At 69.1% G+C, this 24,464-nt stretch carries 20 protein-coding genes; 13 read left to right on the top strand and 7 right to left on the bottom strand.

Annotation, left to right across the window (positions count from 1 at the left end):
* Positions 1-29: 29 nt before the first annotated feature.
* Positions 30-851 (top strand): aldo/keto reductase, encoded by an 822-nt coding sequence (locus MPLG2_RS00105; RefSeq protein ID WP_197710019.1) that lies wholly within the window; start codon positions 30-32, stop codon positions 849-851.
* 165 nt (positions 852-1,016) lie between these two features.
* Here MPLG2_RS00105 and MPLG2_RS00100 read toward each other — a convergent pair whose 3' ends face one another.
* Positions 1,017-1,646: a SanA/YdcF family protein gene (locus MPLG2_RS00100; RefSeq protein WP_408632069.1), complete on the bottom strand. Its 630-nt coding sequence runs from the start codon at positions 1,644-1,646 to the stop codon at positions 1,017-1,019.
* A gap of 140 nt (positions 1,647-1,786) precedes the next feature.
* Here MPLG2_RS00100 and MPLG2_RS00095 point away from each other — a divergent pair, with 140 nt between their 5' ends.
* From MPLG2_RS00095 to MPLG2_RS00075, 5 genes are all read left to right on the top strand, one after another.
* Complete coding sequence (locus MPLG2_RS00095; protein WP_105184379.1) at positions 1,787-2,503, top strand: class I SAM-dependent methyltransferase; 717 nt, start codon at positions 1,787-1,789, stop codon at positions 2,501-2,503.
* A gap of 244 nt (positions 2,504-2,747) precedes the next feature.
* Positions 2,748-3,182, top strand: coding sequence for a molybdenum cofactor biosynthesis protein MoaE (locus tag MPLG2_RS00090; protein ID WP_105184378.1), 435 nt, complete (start codon positions 2,748-2,750; stop codon positions 3,180-3,182).
* Positions 3,164-3,757, top strand: coding sequence for a molybdenum cofactor guanylyltransferase (gene mobA, locus MPLG2_RS00085; RefSeq protein WP_105184377.1), 594 nt, complete (start codon positions 3,164-3,166; stop codon positions 3,755-3,757). The genes MPLG2_RS00090 and mobA overlap by 19 nt, the downstream gene beginning before the upstream one ends.
* A gap of 90 nt (positions 3,758-3,847) precedes the next feature.
* Entirely contained in the window at positions 3,848-4,456 is a 609-nt protein-coding gene (locus MPLG2_RS00080; protein WP_105184376.1) for a ClpP family protease, read from the top strand.
* Between the two features lies 1 nt (position 4,457).
* Positions 4,458-5,042: a ClpP family protease gene (locus MPLG2_RS00075; protein WP_105184375.1), complete on the top strand. Its 585-nt coding sequence runs from the start codon at positions 4,458-4,460 to the stop codon at positions 5,040-5,042.
* Positions 5,043-5,048: 6 nt separating this feature from the next.
* Here the strand turns inward: MPLG2_RS00075 and MPLG2_RS00070 are convergent, their stop codons facing one another.
* Positions 5,049-5,366 carry a helix-turn-helix domain-containing protein gene (locus tag MPLG2_RS00070; RefSeq protein ID WP_105184374.1) on the bottom strand — a complete coding sequence of 106 codons (318 nt, stop codon included), beginning with the start codon at positions 5,364-5,366 and terminating at the stop codon, positions 5,049-5,051.
* Between the two features lie 129 nt (positions 5,367-5,495).
* On the bottom strand, positions 5,496-5,966 hold the full coding sequence (locus MPLG2_RS00065) for an SRPBCC family protein (RefSeq protein ID WP_105184373.1): 471 nt from the start codon (positions 5,964-5,966) through the stop codon (positions 5,496-5,498).
* Positions 5,967-5,982: 16 nt separating this feature from the next.
* Here MPLG2_RS00065 and MPLG2_RS00060 point away from each other — a divergent pair, with 16 nt between their 5' ends.
* From MPLG2_RS00060 to MPLG2_RS00045, 3 genes are all read left to right on the top strand, one after another.
* On the top strand, positions 5,983-6,303 hold the full coding sequence (locus tag MPLG2_RS00060) for an ArsR/SmtB family transcription factor (RefSeq protein ID WP_197710018.1): 321 nt from the start codon (positions 5,983-5,985) through the stop codon (positions 6,301-6,303).
* Between the two features lie 301 nt (positions 6,304-6,604).
* Positions 6,605-10,642 carry a hypothetical protein gene (locus MPLG2_RS00050; protein ID WP_158680721.1) on the top strand — a complete coding sequence of 1,346 codons (4,038 nt, stop codon included), beginning with the start codon at positions 6,605-6,607 and terminating at the stop codon, positions 10,640-10,642.
* 3 nt (positions 10,643-10,645) lie between these two features.
* Positions 10,646-15,262 (top strand): hypothetical protein, encoded by a 4,617-nt coding sequence (locus tag MPLG2_RS00045; protein ID WP_105184369.1) that lies wholly within the window; start codon positions 10,646-10,648, stop codon positions 15,260-15,262.
* Positions 15,263-15,665: 403 nt separating this feature from the next.
* Here MPLG2_RS00045 and MPLG2_RS00040 read toward each other — a convergent pair whose 3' ends face one another.
* Positions 15,666-16,274: a GyrI-like domain-containing protein gene (locus tag MPLG2_RS00040; RefSeq protein WP_105184368.1), complete on the bottom strand. Its 609-nt coding sequence runs from the start codon at positions 16,272-16,274 to the stop codon at positions 15,666-15,668.
* Positions 16,275-16,378: 104 nt separating this feature from the next.
* Between MPLG2_RS00040 and MPLG2_RS00035 the strand changes: the two genes are divergently transcribed.
* On the top strand, positions 16,379-17,350 hold the full coding sequence (locus tag MPLG2_RS00035) for a patatin-like phospholipase family protein (protein ID WP_158680720.1): 972 nt from the start codon (positions 16,379-16,381) through the stop codon (positions 17,348-17,350).
* Positions 17,351-17,396: 46 nt separating this feature from the next.
* Here the strand turns inward: MPLG2_RS00035 and MPLG2_RS00030 are convergent, their stop codons facing one another.
* The 3 genes from MPLG2_RS00030 to MPLG2_RS00020 all read right to left on the bottom strand — a co-directional run bounded on the left by MPLG2_RS00030 (position 17,397) and on the right by MPLG2_RS00020 (position 21,921).
* Positions 17,397-17,774 (bottom strand): DUF1801 domain-containing protein, encoded by a 378-nt coding sequence (locus MPLG2_RS00030; RefSeq protein WP_105184366.1) that lies wholly within the window; start codon positions 17,772-17,774, stop codon positions 17,397-17,399.
* A 754-nt stretch (positions 17,775-18,528) separates the two neighbouring features.
* Positions 18,529-20,529 (bottom strand): vWA domain-containing protein, encoded by a 2,001-nt coding sequence (locus tag MPLG2_RS00025; protein ID WP_105184365.1) that lies wholly within the window; start codon positions 20,527-20,529, stop codon positions 18,529-18,531.
* Between the two features lie 9 nt (positions 20,530-20,538).
* The gene (locus tag MPLG2_RS00020) at positions 20,539-21,921 is read right to left on the bottom strand and encodes a MoxR family ATPase (protein ID WP_105184364.1); all 1,383 of its coding nucleotides are present in this window, start codon (positions 21,919-21,921) and stop codon (positions 20,539-20,541) included.
* Between the two features lie 217 nt (positions 21,922-22,138).
* Here MPLG2_RS00020 and MPLG2_RS00015 point away from each other — a divergent pair, with 217 nt between their 5' ends.
* From MPLG2_RS00015 to MPLG2_RS00005, 3 genes are all read left to right on the top strand, one after another.
* Positions 22,139-22,780, top strand: a complete 642-nt coding sequence (locus MPLG2_RS00015) for a histidine phosphatase family protein (protein ID WP_105184363.1) — start codon at positions 22,139-22,141, stop codon at positions 22,778-22,780.
* Positions 22,780-23,520 carry an SCO1664 family protein gene (locus tag MPLG2_RS00010; RefSeq protein ID WP_105184362.1) on the top strand — a complete coding sequence of 247 codons (741 nt, stop codon included), beginning with the start codon at positions 22,780-22,782 and terminating at the stop codon, positions 23,518-23,520. Before MPLG2_RS00015 ends, MPLG2_RS00010 begins: the two co-directional genes overlap by 1 nt.
* A 354-nt stretch (positions 23,521-23,874) precedes the next feature.
* Positions 23,875-24,366, top strand: a complete 492-nt coding sequence (locus MPLG2_RS00005; protein ID WP_197710017.1) for a hypothetical protein — start codon at positions 23,875-23,877, stop codon at positions 24,364-24,366.
* Positions 24,367-24,464: the final 98 nt, after the last annotated feature.

Here is a 24,464-nt window from a genome sequence, read left to right as displayed (position 1 = left end):
CATAACCAGCACCCGATCGAGGAGCGTCCGTGACCATTCCCACGATTGACCTGAACGACGGCAACACCATTCCGCAGTTCGGCCTCGGCGTCTTTCTGATGCCGCCCGAGGTGACCAAGCAGCACGTGCTCACCGCACTCGAACTCGGCTACCGGCACATCGACACCGCCGCCATCTACGGCAATGAGCAGGCGGTCGGTGAGGCCATCGCCGAGTCCGGCGTGCCGCGCGACGAGTTGTTCGTCACCACCAAGCTGTGGAACGACCGGCAGACCGACGCCCCCGCGGCCCTGCACGAGTCGCTCGAGAAGTTGGGCCTGGACCATGTCGACCTGTATCTGATTCACTGGCCCACACCGAAGTTCGACACCTACGTCGAGGCGTGGCTCGCCCTGGAACAACTGAAGGGCGAAGGTCTGGCCCGCTCGATCGGAGTGTCGAACTTTCACCAGCAGCACCTGTCGCGCGCGATCGCCGAGAGTTCGACCGTGCCCGCGGTCAACCAGATCGAAGTGCACCCCAGCCTGCCGCAGTTCGAACTCGTCGAGTTCTGCCAGAACCTGGACGTGGCCGTCGAGGCTTGGTCGCCGCTGGGCCGCACGGCTGATCTGGACGCCCCCGCGGTGGTGCAGATCGCGTCAGCGTTGGGCCGCACCCCGGCGCAGGTGATTCTGCGCTGGCACATTCAGCGCGGTCTGATCGTGTTTCCGAAGGCGTCATCGCGCGAGCGGCTGGCCGAGAACATGAAAATCTTCGACTTCGAGTTGGACGACCACGCGATGCAGGCCCTGAACGACCTCGACATGGGCCATCGCGTCGGCCCCGACCCCGAGACGTTCGACCGCCACTGACGGCCGATTTCTGTCATTCCGTCGAGGCCCGTCATTCCGGCGAACGCCGGAATCTCCCTCGTACGTTCTGCTGTGATGAGATCCCGGGTCAAGCCCGGGACGACGGTCGGTTGCGTCATTCCGGCGGTGAGATCCCGGGTCACGCTCGGGACGACGGAACCCTCTTCAGGCGCGCAGGGCGTCGTCCACGCCCGTTTCGCGGGGGCCGAGGGTGGGCTGCCGCTGACTGAGCACGTCCCAGGCCATCTTGAGGTTGGCACCCAGCTCGCGCATCGACCCGTACAGCCACATCTGCTGATTGGTCTTGACGGTCTCGTCACCCACGCCCCAGGCGTCCAGACCGATCGCCCGGCAGGTGGCGAGCGCCCGGGGCAGGTGGTAGCTCTGCGTCACCACGATGGCCCGGCTCACGCCGAAGATGCGGCGGGCGCGGACGCACGAGTCGTAGGTGTCGAAGCCCGCGTAGTCGCCCACCACCTTCGCGGCCGGAACGCCCTTCTCGATCAGGTAGTCGCGCATGCCGTCGGTTTCGTTGTAGAACCGGGTGCCGTTGTCACCCGACACCAGAATCGCCCGCACCTTGCCCGCTTCGAACAGCTCGTACGCCACGTCGAGCCGGGCGCGTAGGTACCTGGACGGCTGCCCGTCGGCGTACACCTCGGCGCCCAGCACGAGCGCCACGGGCTGGGCGGGCACATCCTGGACGGTGGACGTGCGGTCGTCGCTGACCGCCTTGACGTACCAGGCGGGGCCGATCACCACGACGGTGCCGAGCAGAGCGCCGACGACCGCCAACCGCAGCAGCACCCGTCCGACCACCCACCCGCGCCGCCTTGCCATGTGGTCAGGGTAGGTCGCCACCGCGTGCCGTCGGAGTTGCCACGCAGGGGCCGCGCCATGATGGGAGCATCGACCACGACGCGACCAAGGCCACCTTGGCGGGCAGTTTCGACGCAGCCGCCGAGCTGTACGAACGCGCCCGTCCCAGCTACCCGCAACAGGCCGTCGACTGGCTGCTCGAATCCGCTCCGCAGCGTGTGCTCGACCTGGGTGCCGGCACCGGCAAGCTGACCCGCCTGCTGGCCGGACGGGTCGACGTGCTGTACGCGGTCGACCCGAGCCCCAACATGCTGGCCCAACTGGCTGACGCGGTGCCGCAGGCCATCACCGCCGTGGGCGCCGCCGAGGCGATTCCGCTGCCCGACGGCTGTGTCGATGCCGTGCTGGTCGCCCAGGCCTGGCACTGGGTCGATCCGGCCAGGGCCCTACCCGAGGTGCGCCGCGTGCTGGCACCCCGTGGCGTGCTCGGTCTGATCTGGAACGTACGCGACGAGTCGGTGCCGTGGGTGGCCGAACTCACCCGGATCATTCACGGGTCGGAGGCCGAACGATTCGTGGCCAACGATCAGCCGCTGCCCACCGAGTTGGGGCCGATCGGGCGGCTGGTGGTGCGGTGGGAGCGTCCGTTCGACCGCCAGTCGCTGCTCGAGCTGGTGGGCTCGCGCAGCTATGTGATTTCGGCGCCGCCCGACGAGCGAGCAGCCATCATGCGTGGGGTGGACGACCTGCTCGACAACCACCCAGCCCTGCAAGACGAAGCGAACTGGCGGCTGCCCTACCGCACCGAGGCGTTCCGCATTCGCCTCGCCTAGGAAATCGGCCTGCCGTCGGTTGAGCTTGTCGGTGGCTGAGCTTGTCGGTGGCTGAGCTTGTCGGTGGTTGAGCTTGTCGGTGGTTGAGCTTGTCGAAACCCCTTTCGCCAGGAAGTCTCGACAGGCTCGACCAGCGATGACCGGCAGTGCTCACCAGACGGTGTGAGTTTGGGCATCGTCTGGCGTACCCGAACTCACACTGTCTTTCGACAGCACCTCCGTGCAGCGCCGCTAGACTCCCCTGGTGACCCAATCTGCCGCGCGCGTGGGCCTGGCCGCGATCAGCGACCAGCCGCTGAACGCCGCGCAGGTGGCGCTGTCGGTGAGCGATGAGCGGGCCGGGGCGACGGTCACCTTCACCGGAGTCGTGCGCAATCACGACCACGGCCGGTCGGTTGCCGGCATCGAGTACGTCGGCCACCCCAGCGCCGAGACGATCATCGTCGAGGTGGCGAACGAGTTCATCGACCGGCCGGGCCTACACGCTATCGCGGTCGAGCACCGGGTGGGCACCCTCGTGGTGGGCGACCTGGCCATGGTGGCCGCGGTGTCGGCCTCACACCGGGCCGAGGCGTTCAGCGCCTGCTCAGACCTGGTCGACGCCATCAAGGCCCGGTTGCCGATCTGGAAGCACCAGCAGTTCGCCGATGGCACGGCCGAATGGTCCAACTGCCCGTGACCGGCGCGCGCTACGCGATCGTGCTGGGCGGGGGCCGCTCGGCCCGCATGGGGCACGACAAGCGCGATCTGGTGCTCGACGGCCGCTCGCTGCTCGCCCGGGCCACCGACGCCTGCGTCGGGCGGCAGGTGATCGTGGCGGTCACCCCGGCGCTGCCGCACGACGTCGACCCGACCGGCGTGCAGCGGGTGCTCGAGGATCCTCCGTTCGGCGGCCCGTTGGCCGGTCTGGCCGCGGGGCTGGCGGCACTGCCGTCGATCTCCGACGGCGACGAGGTCTTGGTGCTGGCCTGCGACCTGCCGCGAGTGGCCGAGATCGTCGCGACCCTCGACGCTGCCGAGCCCGGCACCGACGGAGTGTGCCTGGTCGACGCCGAGAACTATCCGCAGTTTCTGGCGGCTCGCTACCGGCGATCTGCGCTGCAGGCCGCACTGGCGGGCGACCTGCACAACCGCTCGGTGGGCCGCACCCTGGGCGGCCTGCGGCTGGCACAGGTGGCAGCGCCCCTGATCACCGCCGACGTCGACACCCCCGACCAGGCCGAGGCCGCAGGCGTCCGACTGCGTGCCGACTGAAACGGCGGGACTCCGCCCCGCCGCTGTGGGCAGAACCGCCGAGGGCAGCACCGGCTTTCGCCCGGTGCTACGCGTCAGCAGGGTGGACGCATGGACACCATCAACCTGCCCGACCCGTTGCGGCAGCGGCTGGCCGACGAACGCATCGTGCTGCTGGACGGCCCCCTAAACGACACCGGCGGCACGCGGCTGATCGCCGACCTGTTTCTGCTCTCGGCGGACGACCCGGACACCGACATCAGCCTCTGGATTAACTCCCCCGGCGGCTCGGTGCCGGCCATGCTGGCGATCCACGACGCGATGCGGCTGATTCCGAACGACGTTTCGACCCTGGCCCTGGGCCTGGCCTGCAGCGCCGGCCAGTTTCTGTTGTCGGCGGGCACGCCCGGCAAGCGGTACGCCCTGCCGCATTCGCGGGTGCTGATGCATCAGGGGTCGGCCGGCATCGGCGGCAGCGCGGTCGACATCGAACTGCAGGCCGACGACCTGCGGTTCACCCTCGAGACGGTGCTGTCGCTGATCGCCGAGCACACCGGCCAGAGCGTGGAACGCATTCGCGAAGACTCGCTGCGCGACCGCTGGTTCAGTGCCGAACAGGCCCGTGACTACGGCTTGATCGACGCCGTGCTGAGCAGCCCGCTGCCGCTGACGCCGCGTCGCCGCGGGCCGGTGGGTCTGGGCTTGCGGATCGGAGACTGACATGAGCAGCTACCTGGTGCCCAACGTGATCACCACCTCGGCCCGCGGCGAGCGCATCATGGACGTCTACAGCCACCTGCTCAACGAACGCATCGTCTACCTGGGCACGGCCATCGACGACGGAGTCGCGAACGCGGTGGTGGCCCAACTACTGCACCTGAACGCGCAGAACCCCGACAGCGAGATCAACCTGTACCTGAACTCGCCGGGTGGTTCGATGACGGCGATGTTCGCGATCTACGACACCATGCAGTTCGTCGCGGCCGACGTGTCCACCACGTGCATCGGGCAGGCCGCGAGTTCGGCGGCGATCCTGCTCGCGGCCGGGGCCCCCGGGCGTCGGTTCGTGCTGCCGCACTCCAGGGTGCTGCTGCACCAGCCGTCCGCCAGCGGGCAGGGCACGATTCCCGACCTGATCCTCGCCGCCGACGAGGTGATCCGGCTGCGGGCTGCGATGGAGACCGTGCTGGCCCGGCACACCGGCCAGACCACCGAGCGACTGCGCCGCGACACCGACCGCGACCGCATCTTCACCCCCGAGCAGGCCGTGGCCTACGGGTTGGCCGACGAGGTGCTCGGCGGCTGATCGAGGTCAGGCGGCCAGCGCGACCGGCTCACCCGAACGGAGCCGCCCGGCCGCGAGCCGTCGAACGGCGCCGACGGTCAGGTCGAGCACCCGGAGTTCGAGCGCTCCGGCGACGGCGGCGACCATTTCGGACGACGGCTCCTTCAGCCCGCGCTCGATCTCGGAGAGGTACTGGGCCGAGATGCCCGCGCGCCCGGCGACGTCGACCAGCCGTTCGTTGCGGCCCCGGCGACGCTCGCGCACCTCTTGCCCGAGCGCGGTTCGCCACAGCGGCTCGGGCGGCGCCTCGGGCCGCAGCCGGGGAAACGAAACCAGGTCACCCATGCCGCAACGCTAGGTCGACCCGGGCGGTGTCGAACAGCCGTTCTGCTGACGGCAGAACATGCGCTGCGCCGGCGTGGGCCAGCCAACCGGAGCACCCGAAGCGATGATGAGGCTACGGGTCGGCCAGTCTCACGCGTAGAAACCCTCGCGCAGGTTGATGCCGTGCTCGAGCCACACCTTGAGCGCGGCCAGCATGCCGGTCCAGCCCATGCAGTTGCCGAACGCGTTCTCGGCACCCTTGGGTGTGACCTGCCACGACGACTCGGTGATCGTCACCAACGTGCGGGTGTCGTCGTCGAGCGGCTCGAACTCGAAAGTGACCGTGGTGTGACCGTCGGCGGCCACGCACTCGTGGGCGTCCCACCGAATCACGATGCGGCGCGGGGCGTCGGCCTCGACCACCTCGACGGGAAAGCGGCCGGGAAAGTCGTGAAAGTCCCACGACACCTCGGCGCCGGCCTCCAGCCTGCCGCGCGCTCCCCCGGTGGTGAAGTACCGGGACAGTTGTTCGGGGTCGGCGACGGCTTCGTACACCTCTCGCACGGGCCGCGACACGCGCCCCGACACGCTGAACGACAGTTCGGTGAGCTGCTCTGACATGTTGTATTTTTACAACATGTTGCCGGTCGAGCACAAGGATGACGACGATCTGGTCTTCAAGGCTCTCGCCTCACCCATTCGTCGCCGCATGCTCGATGCCCTGAAACAGGCCCCCCGCACCACCGGCCAACTGTGCGACGAACTGCCCGAACTCGATCGCACCACGGTGCTGCAGCACCTGCGCGTGCTCGAGCAGGCCGACCTGGTGATCGGCCGCAGGGTCGGGCGCGAGCGGCACCTCAGCCTGGCTCCGTTGCCGATCAAACGCATTCACGACCGCTGGATCAGCGAGTACATGCGGGCGGCGGTGGAGTTGCTCGATCGGCTTCAGGGTTGACGATCGCTGGTCGAGCTTGCGAGACCCGGCGAAGGTTTCGACAGGCCCAGCCAGCGGACCTTTCTCGGCGCCGAATGGGATTCCGGCGTTCGCCGGAATGACGGTGGGCGCGGGCGACAGTTCCGGTCGGCACCAGGCGAGAGTCCGGCCTTCGCCGGAATGACGGTCTACCGGGAGTGACGGTTTCACAGGGGTACCAGGAGGCACCCCGCAAGGCCTTGAGACTACGCAATTGTCCCCCATGGCTATGCGTTGGCTGTGGGCTCAGACTGACCAATGGTGTCTTCTTTGAGGAGTTCGCATGCCCGGACCGAACGACCCACGACCCGCCCGCAAGCTACCCGACCTCGGTAAGCAGCGACGGGTTCCCGTCGAGCCTCAGCAGCCGGAAGAACCACAGGCTGAGGCGCCCAAGAAGCGCCGCGCGAACCTGGGCGAAGAGGTGCGCGTCGCAGCCAAGCGGAAGCGCCCGATCGACATACCCGTCGAACGTCCTATCGATGGACCTGTTCGTCGGCCGGTCGATCACCCCGTCGATGTGCACCCGCAGCGGCCCGACCGGCCCGTCGAGGTGCCTGTGCAGCGGTTCGACGCGGGCCAAATCGCCCACCTGCAGATCGACCGCCGCGTGCCGACGGTGGTGATCGACCCGGGGCTGGTGATTCCGCCGATCAAGATCCCCCGTCTGCCGGAGGGCTCTTCTCAGGCAGCGCCCGCTCCCGAGGTGGTCCTCGACCACCACGTCGAGGTGATTCGTTCGGCCGACCTGGTCTCGATGGTGGTCAGCACGTCGGGCTTCGATCTGGCCGACGGGGTGTTCACCACCGCCGCCGACGGCCCCGGTGGCCTGCTGGTGTTCACCCTGCCGTTCCAGCACCTGGGCGAACAGGCGTTCTACGAGGGCATTCCCGCCCCGCAGCCCAACCCCGCCGATCCGGACGGCCCGCCGGTGCAGTCCTCCGGCGGCCCCGAGCAGCCGACCAACCCCGTCGGCGGCATTCCGGCCCGTGCCACCCGGGTGGTGCTGCAGGTGCCGGCCGGCGAGTCGGTCGAGGTGACCTCGTCCGCGCTGCTGGCCGCGCTGGAGAAGTACCCGATGGCGGTACACCCCCTGGCCACGCCGGGCGCCCCCTACCGGCGCAACCCGTTCAACCCGCGACTGGTTCAGGTGCTGGCCAACGCGGGCCTGATTCAGCACGTGCTGGCCGCCGACGAGCAGCCCGCCTTCACCGATCTGCACGCCGCCGACACCACCGCCGGCATCGCTCAGCGGGCCCGGGCGCTGGCGCAGGTGCGCGCCACCCTGAACGCCCCGGCTGCGCACGCCGCGGTCACCGAACTGGTCGACGACTGGCGCATTCCAGTCACCAAACTGCCGCCGATCTTCCGCAACCCCGAGAAGCTCAGCCGCCCGCCGGGCACGGGTGAAACCGCCATCGAGGCGCCCTACCGGCTCGTCGTCTCGCCGTCGACCCAGAGCGGTTGGACGCACGCGGACGACCCCGTGCCCGACACGTCCGGCACCGCGGTGGAGTTGTGGCACACCAGGCTGGGCCACCGCGACGCCGACGGCACCGTCACCGAGGCCGAGCAGACGATCCGGGCCGTGTGGGCGCGCGACCGGGAGCGGTTCGACAACTGGCCCGGCACCGACTTTCCACCCGAAACCCCCGAAGTGCCGATGCGCATGTCGCTCAACTCGTCCGACCGGCACATGCTGGTGCGGCAGTCGAGCGAGGTCTGGGCCAAGAACCGCACCAAGATCGCCGACCCGACCCCGGTGGAGGCCGACCGGCTCTACCTTTCGAGCCTCGGCGCGTGGCTCGACCTGCACGGCGAGTGGGACACCCTGCCCTGGTCGACCGCCACGCTCAGTTCGATCATGTCGTGGGACCACGAGGCACCCATGGGCCGCGACCAGTACGTGCGGGTCGTCTACCCCGGCTATCTGTTCCCGTTCGGCCACAAGGCCACCCTGGTGAAGGTCACCGAGCGCAAGATCAAGAGCAAGACCGACCCGAAGGCCACGCTGTTTCAGCGCAAGTTCATCGTGGTGGGCGAACCGGTGAAGACCTACACCGACATCGGCAACCCGTTCAAACGGGTCGAGATCGCACCGACGATCACGCCGATCCTCTCCCCCGAGCCGACTGCGGCGCAGGAGCAGAGCTTCTTCGTGGTGCAGTGCGGCGGCGGGCCGTTCCAGTTCGTGCTGCACTGCATCGACGCCGACGACCGCGAGGTGAAGCTGCCGACGCCGCTGGTCTGGGTGGCCGAGAAGTACGCCCTGCCGAACCCCGCCGGCAACGCGGCGACACCCATCAAGGCTTTCGCCGACCTCGGCCCAATCAACGGCCTGGGGCAGAACGTGTCGTTCGCGCCGTCCGAGCCCGGCGGCGTCGACCTGGCCGTACCCACCGTCGCGCTGACCTTCAGTGGCACGATTCCCAGCGTCGGCAAGGCCGTGCCGCAGTTCGTCAGCGCCAAGGCCACCATTCCCGCGGTCGAACGCATGAAGCCGACCGGCCCGCAAGAGTTCACCTACGCCGACGCCTGGCTACAGCACGGCTTCGGTGCCGGCAACGAAGGCCAGGTGTGGGCCGAGCTCACCTCACCGACCACCCTAGGGTTCGGTTCCGGCGGTGCGTCCAGTGGCGGCGCCGGCGGCTTCATCGCGCCCTCACTGCCCATCGCGGCGCTGTCGCGCTCGCAGGGCCCGGTGGGCGACGCCGCCACCGTTGCGGCGGGCGACTTCGACCCCGCGAAGTTCCTCGGTGCCGCGTTGCCGAAACTGTTCGGGTTCGTGTCGCTGGTCGACATTTTGAGCCTGGCGGGCATCGACCTGAACGACGCTCCAGCGCTGGTCACCGAGTCGCTGGCCACGGTCGAGGCCCTGATGAGCGACCTGAAGAAGCTCAAGAAGGCCGTCGAAGACGCCGCCGCCGAGGCCCAGTCGGCGCTCAACCGCGCCCAGCAGACCGCGAACGACCTGACCGCCCAGGGCCGCGCTGCGCTCGCCGGCGAGGTGCTGGCCAAGGCCCAGGACGCGGCCACCACCGCCACCAACCTGGTCGGTGGCGTGGTGAACGCCGCCGACGGCGTGCTGCAGGCCATCATCGACGCCCCGGGCGACCTGGCCGGGGCGCCGGGCAAGCTGGCCGCCGCCCTGAACACGCTGGCCGGGGCGTTGAACGACGTCGAAGCGGCCACCGAGAAGTTGACCCCGCTGGCCAAGAACCAACTGCTCGGCCTGGTGAAGCTGCTGCGCGAGGCGGCCACGGACGTTTCCATGGTGCAGTCGGTGATCGACTTCGTGCAGGGCATCGCCACCGCCGTGGCCGACGCGCGGTTCTCATTCAAATGGCAACCGAAGCTGCAGTCGTGGCCCAACGAGGCCAAGCCGGTGCTGCAACTGCCCGAGCGCGGCCTCACCCTGGCCGTCGAGGGCCAGGCGGGCAAGAACCCCAAGGCCGAGGTTCTGGCCGAGCTGCGCGGCTTCGCGCTGATTCTGCCGCCGGGCGAGCCGATGATGAAGCTGCCCTTCGACCACCTGATGTTCAAGGCCGGTAGTTCGGGCAAGGCCGAGGTGGACGCATCCGTCGGCAACATCGAGTTCGTCGGCATCTTGAGCTTCGTCGAGCGCATCAAGCAGTTGATTCCGCTGGACGGCTTCTCGGACCCGCCCTACGTCGACGTCAAACCCGACGGCGTGACGGCGGGCTTCAGCCTCGACCTGCCCAACCTGGCCATCGGCGTGTTCAGCCTGTCGAACATGTCGCTCGCCGCCGACGTGCGGGTGCCGTTTCTGGGCGACGTGGTGTCGGTGGGGTTCGGGTTCTGCACCCGCGAGCGTCCGTTCAACCTGGCGGTGCTGTGCCTGGGCGGCGGCGGCTGGTTCGGCATCAGGCTCAGCCCGCGCGGCCTGGAGGTGCTCGAACTGGGGCTCGAGGCGGGCGCGTACCTGTCGATCAACCTGGGCGTCGCGTCGGGTTCGGTGTCGATGGCGATCGGCATCTACCTGCGCATGGAGGCCGACAAGGGGTCGCTGACGGCCTACTTCAGGCTGCGCGGCGAGGTGAGCGTGCTGGGCCTGATCAGCGCGTCCATCGAGCTGTACCTGTCGCTGACCTACGACTTTCCCAGCGGCAAGCTGACCGGCACGGCCACCATCACGGTCAAGGTGAAGGTGCTGTGCTTCAGCAAGTCGGTGTCGATCACCTGCCAGCGCTCGTTCGCCGGCAGCAACGGCGACCCGACCTTCGCCGAGGTGATGGGCGTGCAGCCCGACTTCACCTCACCGCTGTGGACCGACTACTGCCTGGCCTTCGCCGAGGAGTGAGAAATGCGTGAACAGTTCACCGTCGTCGCCCTGCCCTATTCGTGCAGCCCTGACGCCGACTACCACGTCTCGTTGTTCGTGTCGCCCGACATCGAGGTGGACGATCCGCGCGACACCCTGGCCGTCACCGAGCTCTTTCAGCACTGGACCAGAGCCTTGGCCGAGGCGACGTTCGTGCTCGAGGACGACCAGGGCGAACTGCCCTGCGAGCCCCTGCTCGGCGCCGTCGAAGACGGATTGTGGGAGGAGGTGTTTCCGCCCGAAACCCCGGTGACCTCCTACACCCCACCGGAGTGGACGCAGCGGCCCTGGCGCACGTTTCACCCCGGCACCACCACGACGATCGCCAAGCTGGTCAACCTGATGGCCACCATGGTCAACGGGGTGGACGCCCCGACCGTGCAGCAACTGCCCTGGTACGGCACCGGGCTGTTCGAGACCCTCAGCGGCCGCGGCAACCGGCATCAGTTCAACCCGTTGGAGCTGGTCGGACGCCTCGAAACCGAGCAGACCAGGCTGCTCGACGAAGCGACCCGAGAGAAGGTGCCGCTGGGCGAGTTTCCGACCCCGCGCCGGTACTTCGAGAACGGCTCGTTGCCCGACGGCCTGCCGGGCGGCCCTGAACTGGGCGCGGCGATGGTTGAGCTGCACCGGGCCCGGCGCTTCTACAGCCACCCCGAGGAAGAGACCGACTACCAGCCGCGTCCCGACCCCGACAACCCCGGCCCACCCCCGCCCGACAAGCAGATTCCCGACTTCCACGCGCGCGTCTCGCTGGTCAACGACCACGGCCCGCTGCAGCGCAAGCTCGGCCTGGTGATCGACGTGAAGTCCGACCCAGACCGGCTGGCGAACAGCCGCTGGCTGCTGGGCCGGGTGGTGATCCCCAACCGCGAGGACGCCACCAAGGTCGTCCGGGTGGCGGTGCGCTCGGTGGGGCGCGCCCTGGTGACCAGGGCCGAGGACGAGTCGCAGTGGCTCAACGGACGGCTGCCCGTGGGCAACGTCGACTCGTTCGACCTGCTCGACCTCGACCCCGACGGTGCGGCGCTGAAGACCGAGCTGTACCTGTCGAGCTACCCGCGTACGGTGGCCGCCGCGCTGCAGGGCGCACCCGCCAACGCCGCCACCCCGGCGCTGCGCACCACCGGGTTCACCGTGGCCCGCAAGAACAACGCCGCCACCACCGCCACCGCCATGGGCAAACAGACCTCGGTGCTCGATTCGGTGCGCAACCAGCCGACGATGCAGCCGGCGCCCGACGCTCCGCTGCTGACCACCGAAGACGTCATGCAGGGCGTGCGGGTCGAGGTGCACGACAGTGTGACGAACGCCTGGCGCTCACTGCACCAGGTGCACGTGAAGGCCGAAGTGGTGAACGGGCGCCGCCTGGAGTTCGACGAGGACGCCTTCATCGAAGACACCGCACCCACCCACGGCGGCACCGACGGCGCCCCGATTCACGTGCACGAGACGGTGTTCGGCTGGGACGGCTGGAGCCTGTCGGCGGTCCGTCCGGCGCTGCCGGTGGTGAACGAGGGCGGCGTCGAGAAGGTGGTCACCGACCCGCAACCGCCCGACGACCCGTCGACGCCGGTGCTGATCGACCGTGCCGCCAGCCCCGGCACGTTGCCGCGGCTGCGGTTCGGCCGCCGGTACAGCTTTCGGGTGTGGGGCGTCGACCTGGCCTGCAACTCGCGGCCGCACCGGTTGGGGCCGCCCCCACTGCAGCAGCAGCCGGACGGCGCGCCCCCGGCCGAGGCCCAGCCGGTGGCCCTGCAGGCCGCCGACCTGTCGGCGCTGACCGCGTTTCGCTCAGAAGCACTGGGCCGGCTACGGGAGCGCGTGATCGAGGCCGAACCGGTGGCGCAGCCGATCGGCGTCGGCCAGGGCGAGGCTGGCATGCGGTTGGCCGAGGTGCTGCCGCAGATCGTCGGCCGGTTGCAGGTGCAGCGTGGCGAGGCTGTCGAGCAGCCCGTCTCGGCGCAGGCCCAGGTGCGCGACGCGTTGTCGACCGGGTTGAGTGACGACAACCTGGCCCCGGCGGTTACGGCGCGGCTGAACCCCGAGGTGATCCGGTCGGGTCTGGCGCTCGACCCCGAGGTGGTCGACGTGTTCGCGTCCCCCGAGGCCCTCGCCGTTTCACCCGAACTGCCGTTCCTGCGCTGGCAGCCGGTGCCGCCGCCGGCGATCGTGCCGCGCCGGCTCTACACCGAGGGCGAGTCGAACCAGGTGCTGGTGATTCGCTCGTGGGTGAGCCAGGATCCGGCCACGCTCGCGGTGACCACGGGCACCGCCGCCGACTACGCGGCGTCCAACCCCGGCCGCGAGGCCACCTGCGAACGGCATCTGGTGCCGCCCAAGACCAGCCAGCTCGAAGCCGAGCAGCACGGCGCGTTCGACGCCGCTATCGCCTCGCCCGATGCCGCCACGCGCAACCTGTGGCTGCATGCTGCGATTCGCGAGTCGGGCACCCTGTTCGACCTCGACGTGCCGCGGCTCGACGACCCGTCGGTGCGCGACGCCCAGGACGGCATCGCGCTGGTGCACGGCCCGGGGGCGTCCCCCGGCGAGTTGCGCACGCTGCCGCTGCCACCCGGTGAGGCACCGGGCCCGGGTCAATACGTGGTGCACGACACCGACCTAGTGCACACGCCGTACCTGCCCGATGTGCTCGCGCGGGGTTTGGGCTTCGTGTTCCCCGACGCGGGCAAAGACCGTTCGATGGTGCCGCCGTTCGGGGTCGAGGGTTTCACGGCCCGCTACCCGGGCGCGGTGCCGTCCGACGACCAGCCGTCGACCTGGCCGCTGATCGACGGCTACCGGCTGGTGCTGGCCGGGGGTGACGAGCTCGACGGGCGGGTGGAGCCGCACGAGGTGACATTCACGCTGCCGCACGGCACGGCGCTGCGGGCCAGGTTGAGTTCGAGCATGACCCTGGGCGACCTCGACGTGATGGGGGTGTGGCAGCAACTGCCCGACAACCTGCGGCGGTGGCCGGGCGTGGCCGACGCAGCAGCGAACGGCTGGTTGTGGCCGCTGACGCCGCCGTCGGCGCTGACCCTGGTGCACGCGGTGCCGCGGCCGGTGACGGCCCCCGAGCCGGTGGTGTTCACGATCTACCGGGCGGCGAACGCCACCAACGCGATGCTGCTGGGCGGGGTGCAGGTGCACGGGCCGAGCACCGACTCGCTGATCGTCGACGCGCGCTGGGATGAGGTGCTCGACGATCTCTCGGAGCCGGGGTGGCAGACGCTGCCGAACCGGCGGCAGGTGGCCGCCACCACCGCGATCGAGCCGTGGGAAGACATCGCGCTGCTGAGCGGTGGGCACGCCGACACCACCTACAACGACGCAGCAGTGGGGCACGTGAAGGGCCACCACGCGGTGCACGAGTTCGGTGACACCAAGCACCGGCTGGTGCACTACCGGCTGCGGGCCACCACCCGATTTCGGGAGTACTTCGCGGTGGACGAACTGGCTCCATCGCCGTTCGACGACCCCACGCTGCCGATCGATGACGGCCGCAGCACGGTGAGCGCCGAGATCGAGGTGCACGTGCCCAACACCTCACTGCCGGCGCCGCCGCTGGTGCATTCGGTGATTCCGCTGTTCCGTTGGGAGGACGGCACCGAGCCCGACCAGCCGATGGCCCGGCGGCGCACCCGGCGCTCGGGCGTGCGGGTCTATCTGGAGCGGCCGTGGTTCACCACCGGTGCCGACGAGCAGATCGGTGTGGTGCTGGCGGTGGGGGCGCGGCCCGACACCACGTTCACCAGCCAATGGGGCGGCGACCCGTTCTGGGTGGGCAGCAACGTGGCCGACCGCGAGGCCGTGGCCGTCACCGACCTGCTCGGCGCGATCGGGTTGGACGACTACGACTCGGTGGCGGGGCCGTCCGGTAAGCCCGAGATGTACCCGGCCGCCGACGACCCGAACGTGAAGGTGATGGTGATTCCGTACCGTCCGCAATACAACCTGGAGCGGCGCAAGTGGTTCGTCGACATCGGGTTTCCGGCGCGGTTCTGGCCGTTCGTGCAGTTGTCGCTGGTGCGGTATCAGCCCTACAGCGTGCCGGGGCGGCACATCAGCAAGCCGGTGCGCTGCGACTACGTGCAGATCGTGCCCGAACGCATGGCGTCGGTGAGCCGCACCAGCGAGGGCCGGGTGCGGGTGTTGGTGTCGGGGCCGGTCGGCTATCACGACGGAAACCCGTCGCGGGTCGGCGGCAGGGCGGTGAGCACGGTCGGCATCAGTGCGGCTGCGCAGGCGCTGGCCGCGGTGGCCGCGGTGGGGGCCAACCGGGTGCTGCGGGCCAAGCTGCAGACCCGCGACGCGGGCGCCACCAGCGACCTGGCCTGGCAGACCATCGAGTCGACCGACCTCATCGTGCGCGGCTATGCGGGGTCGTTGGCCAACCTGGTGTGGACCGGTGAGTTGCCCGTGCCCGAGGGGCTGCCGTTCGCCCGTCCGACCACGCCGGGCACGCACCGCGTGCGCATCGAAGAGTGGGAGACGTTCGTCGGCGACCCCGCCGATCTCGGTGACCCGAACAGCCCGCCCACCAGGGAGAACAGGCTGATCTACGCCGACGAGTTCGAGTTGGGCAGCGTGGGGTGAGCCGACGCCGGCGCGAGTTGGGGACGGTTCCCAACTCGCGCCAAACGGCAGCGACAGCGTGCCGGAGGAGCAGGCCCGCGACCGCCGGCGCGAGATGGGGACGGTTCCCAACTCGCGCCAAACGGCAGCGACAGCGTGCCGGACGAGCGCGCCCGTGCGTCATTCCGTCCCTGTCGTCATTCCGGCGGAGTCGTCATTCCGGCGCACGCCGGAATCCCTCTCGTCACACCCGGCCCTGCCGTCATTCCCCCGTAATCCCCCTCGCCACACCCGGCCCCGCCGTCATTCCGGCGGACGCCGGAATCCCCGTCCCCACGCTCAGGCGGCGTCGTCGTGGGATTACGTCCGATTTGAGCGTCGTCCGCGCTCGGCAGGCTGAACACCGTGAGAATCGGACGTAATCTCACGACCTTTGAACGGGCTGGCGCAGGATGGTCCGCAACCGCTCGGCGGCCGCTCGGCGCACGTCACCGAGGTAGATCTCATGGTGTCGGCCGTGCAGGCTCAGACCGTGCTCGGGCACGAACTCGTCGTGCAGCCGTTGCAGCACCGGGCCCTCGTCGTCGTAGGGCCCGAGGTGCATGGTCTGCACGCACAGACCCTCGTCGAGCACCTCCAGGCGCACCGCCGTCGATGGTGCAGCACCCTTGGCGGCCACTGCGGCGCGGGCGGCGTCCACGTGCTCGGGGGTGATCCAGTCGGGCAGTAGGTTCAGCAGCGTCCAGTGCCAGGTCGACTTGTCGCGGCGAGTGGTGAAGGCGGTCATGTCGTCGGCCCACCACAGCCCCTGCAACGGCATCACCACGTAGTCACGGCCCAGGTTCTTGCTCACGAACTTGACCGCGTACGCGAGCGGAAACAGCGCCGCGAGCGCCTCTGCGTAGACCGGCGAGGTGTTCGGGTCGCCGTGGCCGTCGATCATCAGATAGTGCCGCGGCGGCACGGTGACCAGCTCGAACCGTCCGTTGGGCGGGTGGTAGTCCGCCAGTTGCTTCTTCAGATCGACCTTCACGCGCTGCGCCTTTCGCCGGGATCAGTGTGGGCGCTGCATCGCCGAGGGCAAAGTTCTTCGCCGGTCGACTCGACACCATGCCGCCTCACAGCAACAGTGAACCCATGAGCATCAGGGTGCTGGCGATCGACGGCGGGGGCGTCCGTGCACATCTGGCCGCCGTGCTGCTGGCCGAGTTGGAGCGCCGGGCCGAACGCCCCGCCGACGACCTGTTCGACCTGGTGGTCGGCACCTCGACGGGCGGCCTGATCGCCATGGGGGTGGCGGTCGGCATTCCCGCGTCGGAGTTGGTGCAGTTCTTTCCGCGCCTGGGTGAGCGCATGTTCGGCCGGCCCGCGGGCGTGGCCGGGCTGGAGCAGCGGCTCGAACAGTCGTCCAAAGCCCTGGGTGCGCTGTTCGGTGCAGCCGGCGCGCCGCGGCATCGTCCGGAAGGCCTCGAAGCGGTGCTGCGCGACGTGTTCGGCGCCGTCCGGTTGTCGCAGGTGACCACACCGCTGGCGGTCACCGCCTTCGACCGGGCCGCCTCGGCACCCGTGGTGTTGTCGAGCCGGGACGCCGCTGCCGACCTTCAGTTCGACCTGCCTCTGGTCGATGTGGGACGCGCCACCACGGCCGCCGGCCCGATGTTCGCACCCTTGGTCACGCAGTGGGGCGGAGCGGAGCATTCGTTCGCCGACGGCGGCGCCTGGGCGAACAACCCGGCCGCCGTGGCACTGGCCGAGGCCGTCGCGTTGGCCGGCGGCGACGTGACAGGGCTGGTGATGGTGTCGTTGGGGTGCGGCGCTGCGCCCGGCACCACCATGGCCGCGCTCAACCGCTCGTGGCTGGGCGAGGCGCAAGACCCGGCCACGATGGCCAGTACGGTGTGGACCGGTGAGGTGCTGGCCAGAAGGGCCCTCGACCCGTCCAGGTTTCATCGGTTTCAGGTGGTCGACCGCCGGGTCGCCGGAGCGATGGACGATTCGAGTCCGGCCCGGCTGGCCGCGCTCGAGGCGTCCGTCGCCGACCACATCGCCGGCATCGGGGCCGAGTTGGACGCCGCTGTGGCTCAGTTGGCGCCGTCTGACGCAACGTAACTGCCTTTGCTGCCTGCGTGCGGGCAGTGACGTGTCACAAGGGCAGCTACGTGGCCAGCTTTCGCCAGCCACCCGCCCGGTTGTTGGCGATCACGGCCCGAACCAGGGCCAGCAGCGCAGTCTCGTCGGGTTGATCGCCCTCGAAGATCTGAATGCTGCGCGCGGTCGCGTTGCCGTGCCCCTGGTTGATCAGACCGGTCGGGTCGGGCGCGATCGGGTCGTAGATGAACACGTTCAGATGGTTCTTGGTGCCCAGAAACGCCGCCACGTTGCCGTCGAGCACGAAGTACGGCTGGCGGGTGCGCTTGATGGTCTCGCTCAGCTCGGGGTCGGCCTCGTGCAACAGCAGGCGGACGCGCTGCGCCGCCTCACGCTGCCAGGCGGGCAAGGTGGCCAGGTAGTCGTCGACGCGGGAATCCCTCATGGGCTCATCCTGCGCGACAGTCGCCGTTGCGCGCACCAGCGACCAGGCTCGTGACCGGTATTGGGGACGGTTCCGATCACGGTTCACCGCCCAACCTGGCGGGTAATGGGGACGGTTCCGATCACCGTTCAGCTGGCATGAACCGGTTTGGCAAGGAGTTCGCCAGATAGCTGAACGGTAATCGGAACCGTCCCCGGTGACCGCGTGACTCTCGCAGCAGGATGAACCAAGGCACTCGTGAATAAGCCCCTGAGCGCGAATCGCCTTGTGAAAGACCAGACGAGACGTGTTCACATAGTGAGATGGGTTGTTGGTCGCGTGTTTCCAGACCGCGAACCCGGTCGAGCTCGTCCGCCGCGGTTGCGGTTGCCGGGGGAAGACAGTTGCGAGAGTCTGGGACGGTTCCCAGAAGGAGCCGCGCATCAACGCGCGGGCCGTGGGTCGAGCGTGTCGAAACCCTGGCCGCAACGGGTCTCGACACGTTCTGGCCCGAGTTGGGGACGGTTCCCAACTCGCGCCACATGGCGATCGGGCGGGTGGGCGGGATAACCGAGAACCGCTTCGGGTTTCGGCCCACTCACCGGATATCCCCCGCTCTGGCGCGAGTTGGGGACGGTTCCCAACTCGCGCCACGTGGCGATCCGGCGGTTGGGAGGGCAACCGAGAACCGCCCCCGAGTTTCGGCCCACTCCCCGCGTCTCGACGGACTCGGGTCTCGACGGACTCGGGTCTCGACTGAGCTCGACCAGCGGCTCTACTCGAGCCAGTCGTCGGCGTCCCAGCCGCCGCGGAACCGCGCGCTGAGGAACTCGCCCACCACGGCGCTGCCCAGGTCGGCCAGGTCAGGTGCGACGACCCGTCCGTTGGAGCGCCGGGCCAACTGGTCGAGAAACCGCGCCAGCCCGGGGTCGTCGCCCAGCCGGAAGAAGATCGGGTTGACGCCGGTGCGGGCCAGCTTGTCGAGCTCGACCACGGTGAGCGCGATGGTCTCAGGGTCCGGCGGCCAGTAGAAGTACGCGTCGCCGCCGCTGGTCAGGTGAGCAGTCGGCTCACCGTCGGTGACCACCAGCAGCACCGGTTGCATGGACGGGTGCTTGCGAAAGAAGCGGCTCGCCAGCAGCAGTCCGTGGTGCAGGTTGGTGCCCTGCTCGCGCATCGGCGGCAAACCGGTCAGTTCGGAAATCTCGCGCGACTGCGCCCAGCGGCCGAAGCTGATCACCTGCAACTGGTCGCCCCTGAACCGGGTGCTGACCAGGTGATGCAGGGCAAGCGCGGTCTTCTTCATCGGCACCCAGCGGCCCTCGGCGGCCATCGAGAAGGACGTGTCCACCAGCAGCACCACTGCGGAGCTCGTGCGGGCCTCGGTCTCGCTCACCTCCACGTCGCGGACGTCCATGCGCACCCCTTCCGCCGGGTCGCCGCCCTCGCTCGCGGTGCGGATGATCGCGTTGGTGAGCGAGCGGGTGACGTCCCACGGTTCGGAGTCGCCGAACGCCCACGGACGGGTCGCACCGGTCAGTTCGCCCGCCGCGCCGGCCTGCCGGGTGTCGCGGTTGCCTTGGCGCCCGGACAACGTCTTGGCCGCGTCAGCCAGCAGCGCTTTGCCCAACCGGCGCATCGCCTGCGGCGACAACCTGAGATCGCCCGCGGCGTCCTTGCGGAGCAAACCCCCTTCTCGTAGGGCCTTTTCGAGCTCGGAGAGCATGCGTGCGGTGACGGCCGCGTCCTGCCCGAGCTGGCGTGCCAGGGCGTCGAGGTCGAGGTCGTCCAGGCGGGCACCGCCGTAGTTCTGGCCCAGCTGGTCGCCGAGCTGGTCGAGTTCGGCCAGGTCTTGCAGCACGCCGGTGCCGTCGCCCAAGCCCATGCCCTCGTCGCCGCTGAACCGCTCGCTGCCCGACCAGTCCTCACCGGGACGCAGCGCCTGCAGGTTGCCGTCCAGCTTGTCGAGCGCGGCCATCAGTTGCGGCGAGCCGAAAGCCTGCGCCGACAACTGAATCAGCTCGGCGCGCTGCTCGGCGGTCATCGACCGCATCATGCGCTGGGCGGCCGCCGCCCGCTGGGCGAGGGCGTCGATGAGCTCGTCCACGTTCTGCGGGTTCTCGGGAAAGAAGTCGCCGTGCTTGGCCATGAACTCGTCGAAGTCCTCGGGGGTGTCTTCGCCGCGGCGGTGTTTGTCGAGCAGCGTGTTGAGGTCGTCGAGCATGGCGTTGATGGCCGCCCGATCCTCGTCGGTGGCGTTCTCGAGCGCCTGCTTCATGCCCGCGAATCGCTGGTCGAGCAGTTCGCGGCCGAGCAGGTCTTTGATCTGGTCGTAGGCCTGTTTGGCCTCGCTCGACGCCCAGTCGTAGTCGCTCAGTTCGTTGACGGCGGCTGCGGTGGACGGCGACAGGTTGTCGAGCCGCAACTCACGGAAGGCGCGGTCGTCGTCGGGCATCATCGCGTCGCGCAGCAGTTGCTTGCGCTCTTCTGTGACCGCCTTGTCGAGCAGCTGCTTGACCTCTTCGAGGGTGCCGTCCATGCGGTACTTGCTGAGCAGCTCGCGCCGGCGGGCGTTCACCCGGCGGGCCAGATCGTCGAGCCCGTCACGGCCCTGAGCACCGCGGCGAAGATATTCGCGCAGCGCCCGCTCGGGGCTGTAGCCGGCCATCACGTCGTCACCGATCTGGGCCAGCGCCTCGCTCAGATCGACCGGCGGGGCGAGCGGATCCGGGCCGCCCGCGTACCGGCCGTAGCGTGAAGAGCGTCGAGCGGGCATGGGTTGTTCCTAGCCGTAAATGGTTTCGGCGCCGTCGGAGTCTTTGGAGATGCGGCGGGCCAGGTAGAGGCCTTCAAGCGCGAGTTCGATGGCGCTGGCCCGGCGGCCCTCGGTGTCGGCGTCGAACCGTTCGGCGATCTCTTCGTACACCTCACCCGCCTCAGGCAGGCCTTCGATGAATTCGGCCGCGGTGACCTGTTCGCCGGTGATCACCGTCACCTGACCGTCCAAGGCCTCGACCAGCGGGCCGAGGTCGATGCCGCGAAAGTGTGCCCGGGCCGTGTCGGCGGTCGCGGTGCGCAGCAGGTGGGCCAGAATCGCGTCTTCGCGGCCCTCTTCGCCGGCCTCGAACTCGATCTTGCCGCCCAGCACGTCCACGGCTGATTCGAGATCGACCAGGCGCGCCACGGCCTCTGTTTCGCCGCGAACGACCGCCCGGTGCAGCGCCGCCGCGGCCACGGTTTCGGCGCCGGCGATGGCGAACCGGGCCGAGACGCCCGAGCGCTGGTTGATCGCGGGCGACTCGCGCAGGGCCCTGGTGTAGCGGGCGAGAATCTCGAGCAGGGCGTCCGGAATCTCGGCAACCAGGGCGGCTTCTTGGCGAATCACGGCGATCTCGTCGGCGAGTTCGAGCGGGTAGTGGGTGTGAATCTCGGCCCCGAAGCGGTCTTTCAGGGGGGTGATGATGCGGCCGCGGTTGGTGTAGTCCTCGGGGTTGGCCGAGGCCATCACCAGCACGTCCAGCGGCAACCGCAGCACATACCCGCGAATCTGAATGTCGCGCTCCTCCATCACGTTGAGCATGGCGACCTGAATGCGTTCGGCCAGGTCGGGCAACTCGTTGATCGCCACGATGCCGCGGTGACTACGGGGAATGAGGCCGAAATGGATGGTCTCGGGGTCGCCCAGCCTGCGACCTTCGGCCACCCTGATGGGGTCGACGTCGCCGATCAGGTCGGCCACGGACGTGTCGGGCGTGGCCAGCTTCTCGGCGTACCGCTCCGAGCGGTGCCGCCAGGCGACCGGCAACTGGTCACCGCAGTCGGCGGCCCGGCGCTGCGATTCGGCGGTGATCGGGTCGTAGGGGTGCTCGCCCAGTTCGGAGCCGGCGATGACGGGCGTCCATTCGTCCAAGAGCCCTTCGAGGGTGCGCAGCAGCCGGGTCTTGCCCTGACCCCGCTCGCCGAGCAGCACCACGTCGTGGCCAGCGATCAGAGCGCGCTCGAGTTGCGGCAGCACCGTCCGGTCGAAGCCGTGCAGGCCCGGCCAGGGGTTGCGTCCCTCGGCCAGCGCGGCCAGTAGATTGTCGCGAATCTCTTGCCGCAGGTGCTTTTGCTCGTGGCCTGAGGCCCGCAGTTCGCCAACGGTGCTGATGGTGGGGCGGTCTGTCACACCCTCACGCTAACCCCAGCGCCAAAGATCAGACCATATTCCCGTTTCCGCTCTACGCGGACAGCCGAGCGTCGAACGGGGACCCGCGTGGCGCGAGTTGGGGACGGTTCCCAACTCGCGCCAGAACGGCGGTGGTGCGAGTTGGGAACCGTCCCCCAACTGCTACCACCACCCGGAACGGTCTTGTGGTGCGGCGCAGGACGCCTACGCTCATGCAATGGCGCGCAAACCGCCGGTCAGCACATTGGTGCTGCTGGTGCGGCACGGACAGACCCCCACCACGGGCACCGTGTTGCCCGGACGCGCCCCCGACCTGCACCTGTCGGACGCCGGCCGCGCTCAGGCCGAGGCTGCCGCCGAACGACTGCAGGGGCTGCCGATCGACGCGCTGTACACCTCGCCGTTGGAACGCGCCCGCGAGACCGCCGAGCCCACCGAGCGGCTGACGAACCTCACCGCCAGCCTCGACGACGGTCTGCTTGAGTGTGATTTCGGAGAGTGGACGGGTGAGAAGCTCACCGCCCTGGCCAAGCTGCCGCAGTGGCGCACCGTGCAGCAGGCACCGTCGACGTTTCGCTTTCCCGGCGGCGAGAGCTTCGTCGAACTGCAGTCACGCATGATCGCCACCATGGAGCGGCTGCGTGCCGCCCACCCGGGCGGTGTCGTGGTGTGCTTCAGCCACGCCGACCCGATCAAGGCGATTCTCACCCACGCCCTTGGCACCCACCTCGACCACTTTCAGCGCGTGGACGTCGGCACCGGCTCGATCTCTGCCATTCAGTGGCCGGACGGCGCGGCGCCGATCGTACGCATGGTGAACTCCACCGGCGGCCCGCTGGCCGCCCTGCGGTCGGGCTGATGACCAGCGAACCCGTGGGGCCCGAACCCACCCCTCTGACGTCGGCCCAACAGGAAGAGTTGCTCTCCACCGGCGAGTTGTCGATCGTCGGCCGGGTCATCGATTCGAGCAACGGCACGTACGTGGTCGAGGTGACCGACGGCGACACCTACACCTGGGCGATCTACAAACCGCAGTCGGGGGAACGTCCGTTGTGGGACTTCGACCCCGGCCTCTACAAGCGCGAACGCGCCGCCTACGTGCTCAGCGAAGCCCTGGGCTGGAGCCTCGTGCCCCCCACCATGGTCCGAGCCGACGCGCCGCTGGGCGTGGGTTCTCTGCAGTGGTACATCGAGTGCGACCCGTCGATGCACTATTTCAACCTGCTGCGTCACGCACCCGACACCCACGACGCACTGCGGCGCATGGCCGTGTTCGACATGGTGGGCAACAACACCGACCGCAAGGGCGGCCACGTGCTGCAGTCGGCCGACGGACACGTCTGGGGCATCGATCACGGCCTCTGCTTCGCCGCGGAGTACAAGCTGCGCACGGTGATCTGGGACTTCGCCGGCGAAGCGGTGCCGGACGACGTCTTGGACGATCTCGCCCCGCTCGCCGACGAGGTGCCCGCCGAGTTGGCCGACCTGCTGGACGTGCGCGAGGTTCGTGCGTTGCGGCGCCGAGTGCAGCGGCTCCTGGATTCGCGCATGCTGCCGCTGGACACCACCGGGTACGCCTACCCCTGGCCGCTCATCTAAGGGAGCTTTGATTTGGCTGGTCGAGCTTGTCGAGACCCCCGGCATCCTCACTGGTCGAGCTCGTCGAGCCGGTTGGAGAACCGTCCCCTTCCCGGTCGGAGAACCGTCCCCTTCCCGGTCGGAGAACCGTCCCCTTCCCGGTCGGAGAACCGTCCCCTTCCCACGGCGTCCTCACCGGTCGAGGTCGTCGAGACCTCGTCTGGCTGGGGTTGGTTTCGACAAGCTCAACCAGCGGCAGTGCGAGGTGCGACAAGCTCAACCGGGGAGCGCTTGCTTGATGTGTAATCATGTAATCACAGCAAGGGAGCAACCATGGGAGCACGAGGTTTCGGTAGGCCCGGCGGATGGCAGAACGTGGATGTTCCACCCGCCGGTGACGCCCAGTCATGGTTCGAGGGCCGGCTACCCGGCGAGTGGTTCGTGGGCGTTCGGGTGATCGTCGACCGTGAAGAGATCACCGTGATCGGCGACCTGCCCGACGAAGGCCTGGATGCCGGCGGCGCGGAGGGCCGCATCGCACGGTTTCGTGAAGACACCCGTGAGCGACGAATCGACATCGCCCTCGAGGCCGAGGCGCGCTACCGGCGCAAGGTGGCGTGGGGCGTCACCTGCGGCGAGGCTGAGGCACTGTTCACCCACATTTCTGTGCCGGTGATGACCCGTTTGAAGCAGCCCGAGCGGCAGGTGCTCGACACCCTGGTGGACGCCGGCGTGGCCCGATCACGCTCCGAGGCGCTGGCCTGGGCGGTCAAACTCGTCGGCCAGCACACCGAGAGCTGGCTGGCCGAGCTGCGCACCGCGATGGAAGAGGTCGACAAACTGCGGGCCCAGGGCCCCAGTTTCTAGCGGTTGGGTGTTCGCTTAACCGACGTTGCTCGCGCTAGCCCTCGTTGCTCGCGGACGAACGCGAGCAACGTCACTCAACGCGAGCAACGTCCACCGAG

This window comes from Micropruina glycogenica (genome assembly GCF_900289045.1).
Taxonomy (GTDB): Bacteria; Actinomycetota; Actinomycetes; order Propionibacteriales; family Propionibacteriaceae; genus Micropruina; species Micropruina glycogenica.
This window is presented reverse-complemented; position numbering and strand designations above follow the sequence as displayed.

Bases quoted from the DNA above. Each gene is read 5' to 3' on its own strand.
- MPLG2_RS00045 (WP_105184369.1), top strand. From the start codon at position 10,646: ATGCGTGAACAGTTCACCGTCGTCGCCCTGCCCTATTCGTGCAGCCCT.
- MPLG2_RS00080 (WP_105184376.1), top strand. From the start codon at position 3,848: ATGGACACCATCAACCTGCCCGACCCGTTGCGGCAGCGGCTGGCCGAC.
- MPLG2_RS00070 (WP_105184374.1), bottom strand. From the start codon at position 5,366: ATGGGTGACCTGGTTTCGTTTCCCCGGCTGCGGCCCGAGGCGCCGCCC.
- MPLG2_RS00015 (WP_105184363.1), top strand. From the start codon at position 22,139: ATGGCGCGCAAACCGCCGGTCAGCACATTGGTGCTGCTGGTGCGGCAC.
- MPLG2_RS00060 (WP_197710018.1), top strand. From the start codon at position 5,983: ATGTTGCCGGTCGAGCACAAGGATGACGACGATCTGGTCTTCAAGGCT.
- MPLG2_RS00030 (WP_105184366.1), bottom strand. From the start codon at position 17,774: ATGAGGGATTCCCGCGTCGACGACTACCTGGCCACCTTGCCCGCCTGG.
- MPLG2_RS00035 (WP_158680720.1), top strand. From the start codon at position 16,379: ATGAGCATCAGGGTGCTGGCGATCGACGGCGGGGGCGTCCGTGCACAT.
- MPLG2_RS00010 (WP_105184362.1), top strand. From the start codon at position 22,780: ATGACCAGCGAACCCGTGGGGCCCGAACCCACCCCTCTGACGTCGGCC.
- MPLG2_RS00050 (WP_158680721.1), top strand. From the start codon at position 6,605: ATGCCCGGACCGAACGACCCACGACCCGCCCGCAAGCTACCCGACCTC.
- mobA (WP_105184377.1), top strand. From the start codon at position 3,164: ATGGTCCAACTGCCCGTGACCGGCGCGCGCTACGCGATCGTGCTGGGC.
- MPLG2_RS00075 (WP_105184375.1), top strand. From the start codon at position 4,458: ATGAGCAGCTACCTGGTGCCCAACGTGATCACCACCTCGGCCCGCGGC.
- MPLG2_RS00025 (WP_105184365.1), bottom strand. From the start codon at position 20,529: ATGCCCGCTCGACGCTCTTCACGCTACGGCCGGTACGCGGGCGGCCCG.
- MPLG2_RS00065 (WP_105184373.1), bottom strand. From the start codon at position 5,966: ATGTCAGAGCAGCTCACCGAACTGTCGTTCAGCGTGTCGGGGCGCGTG.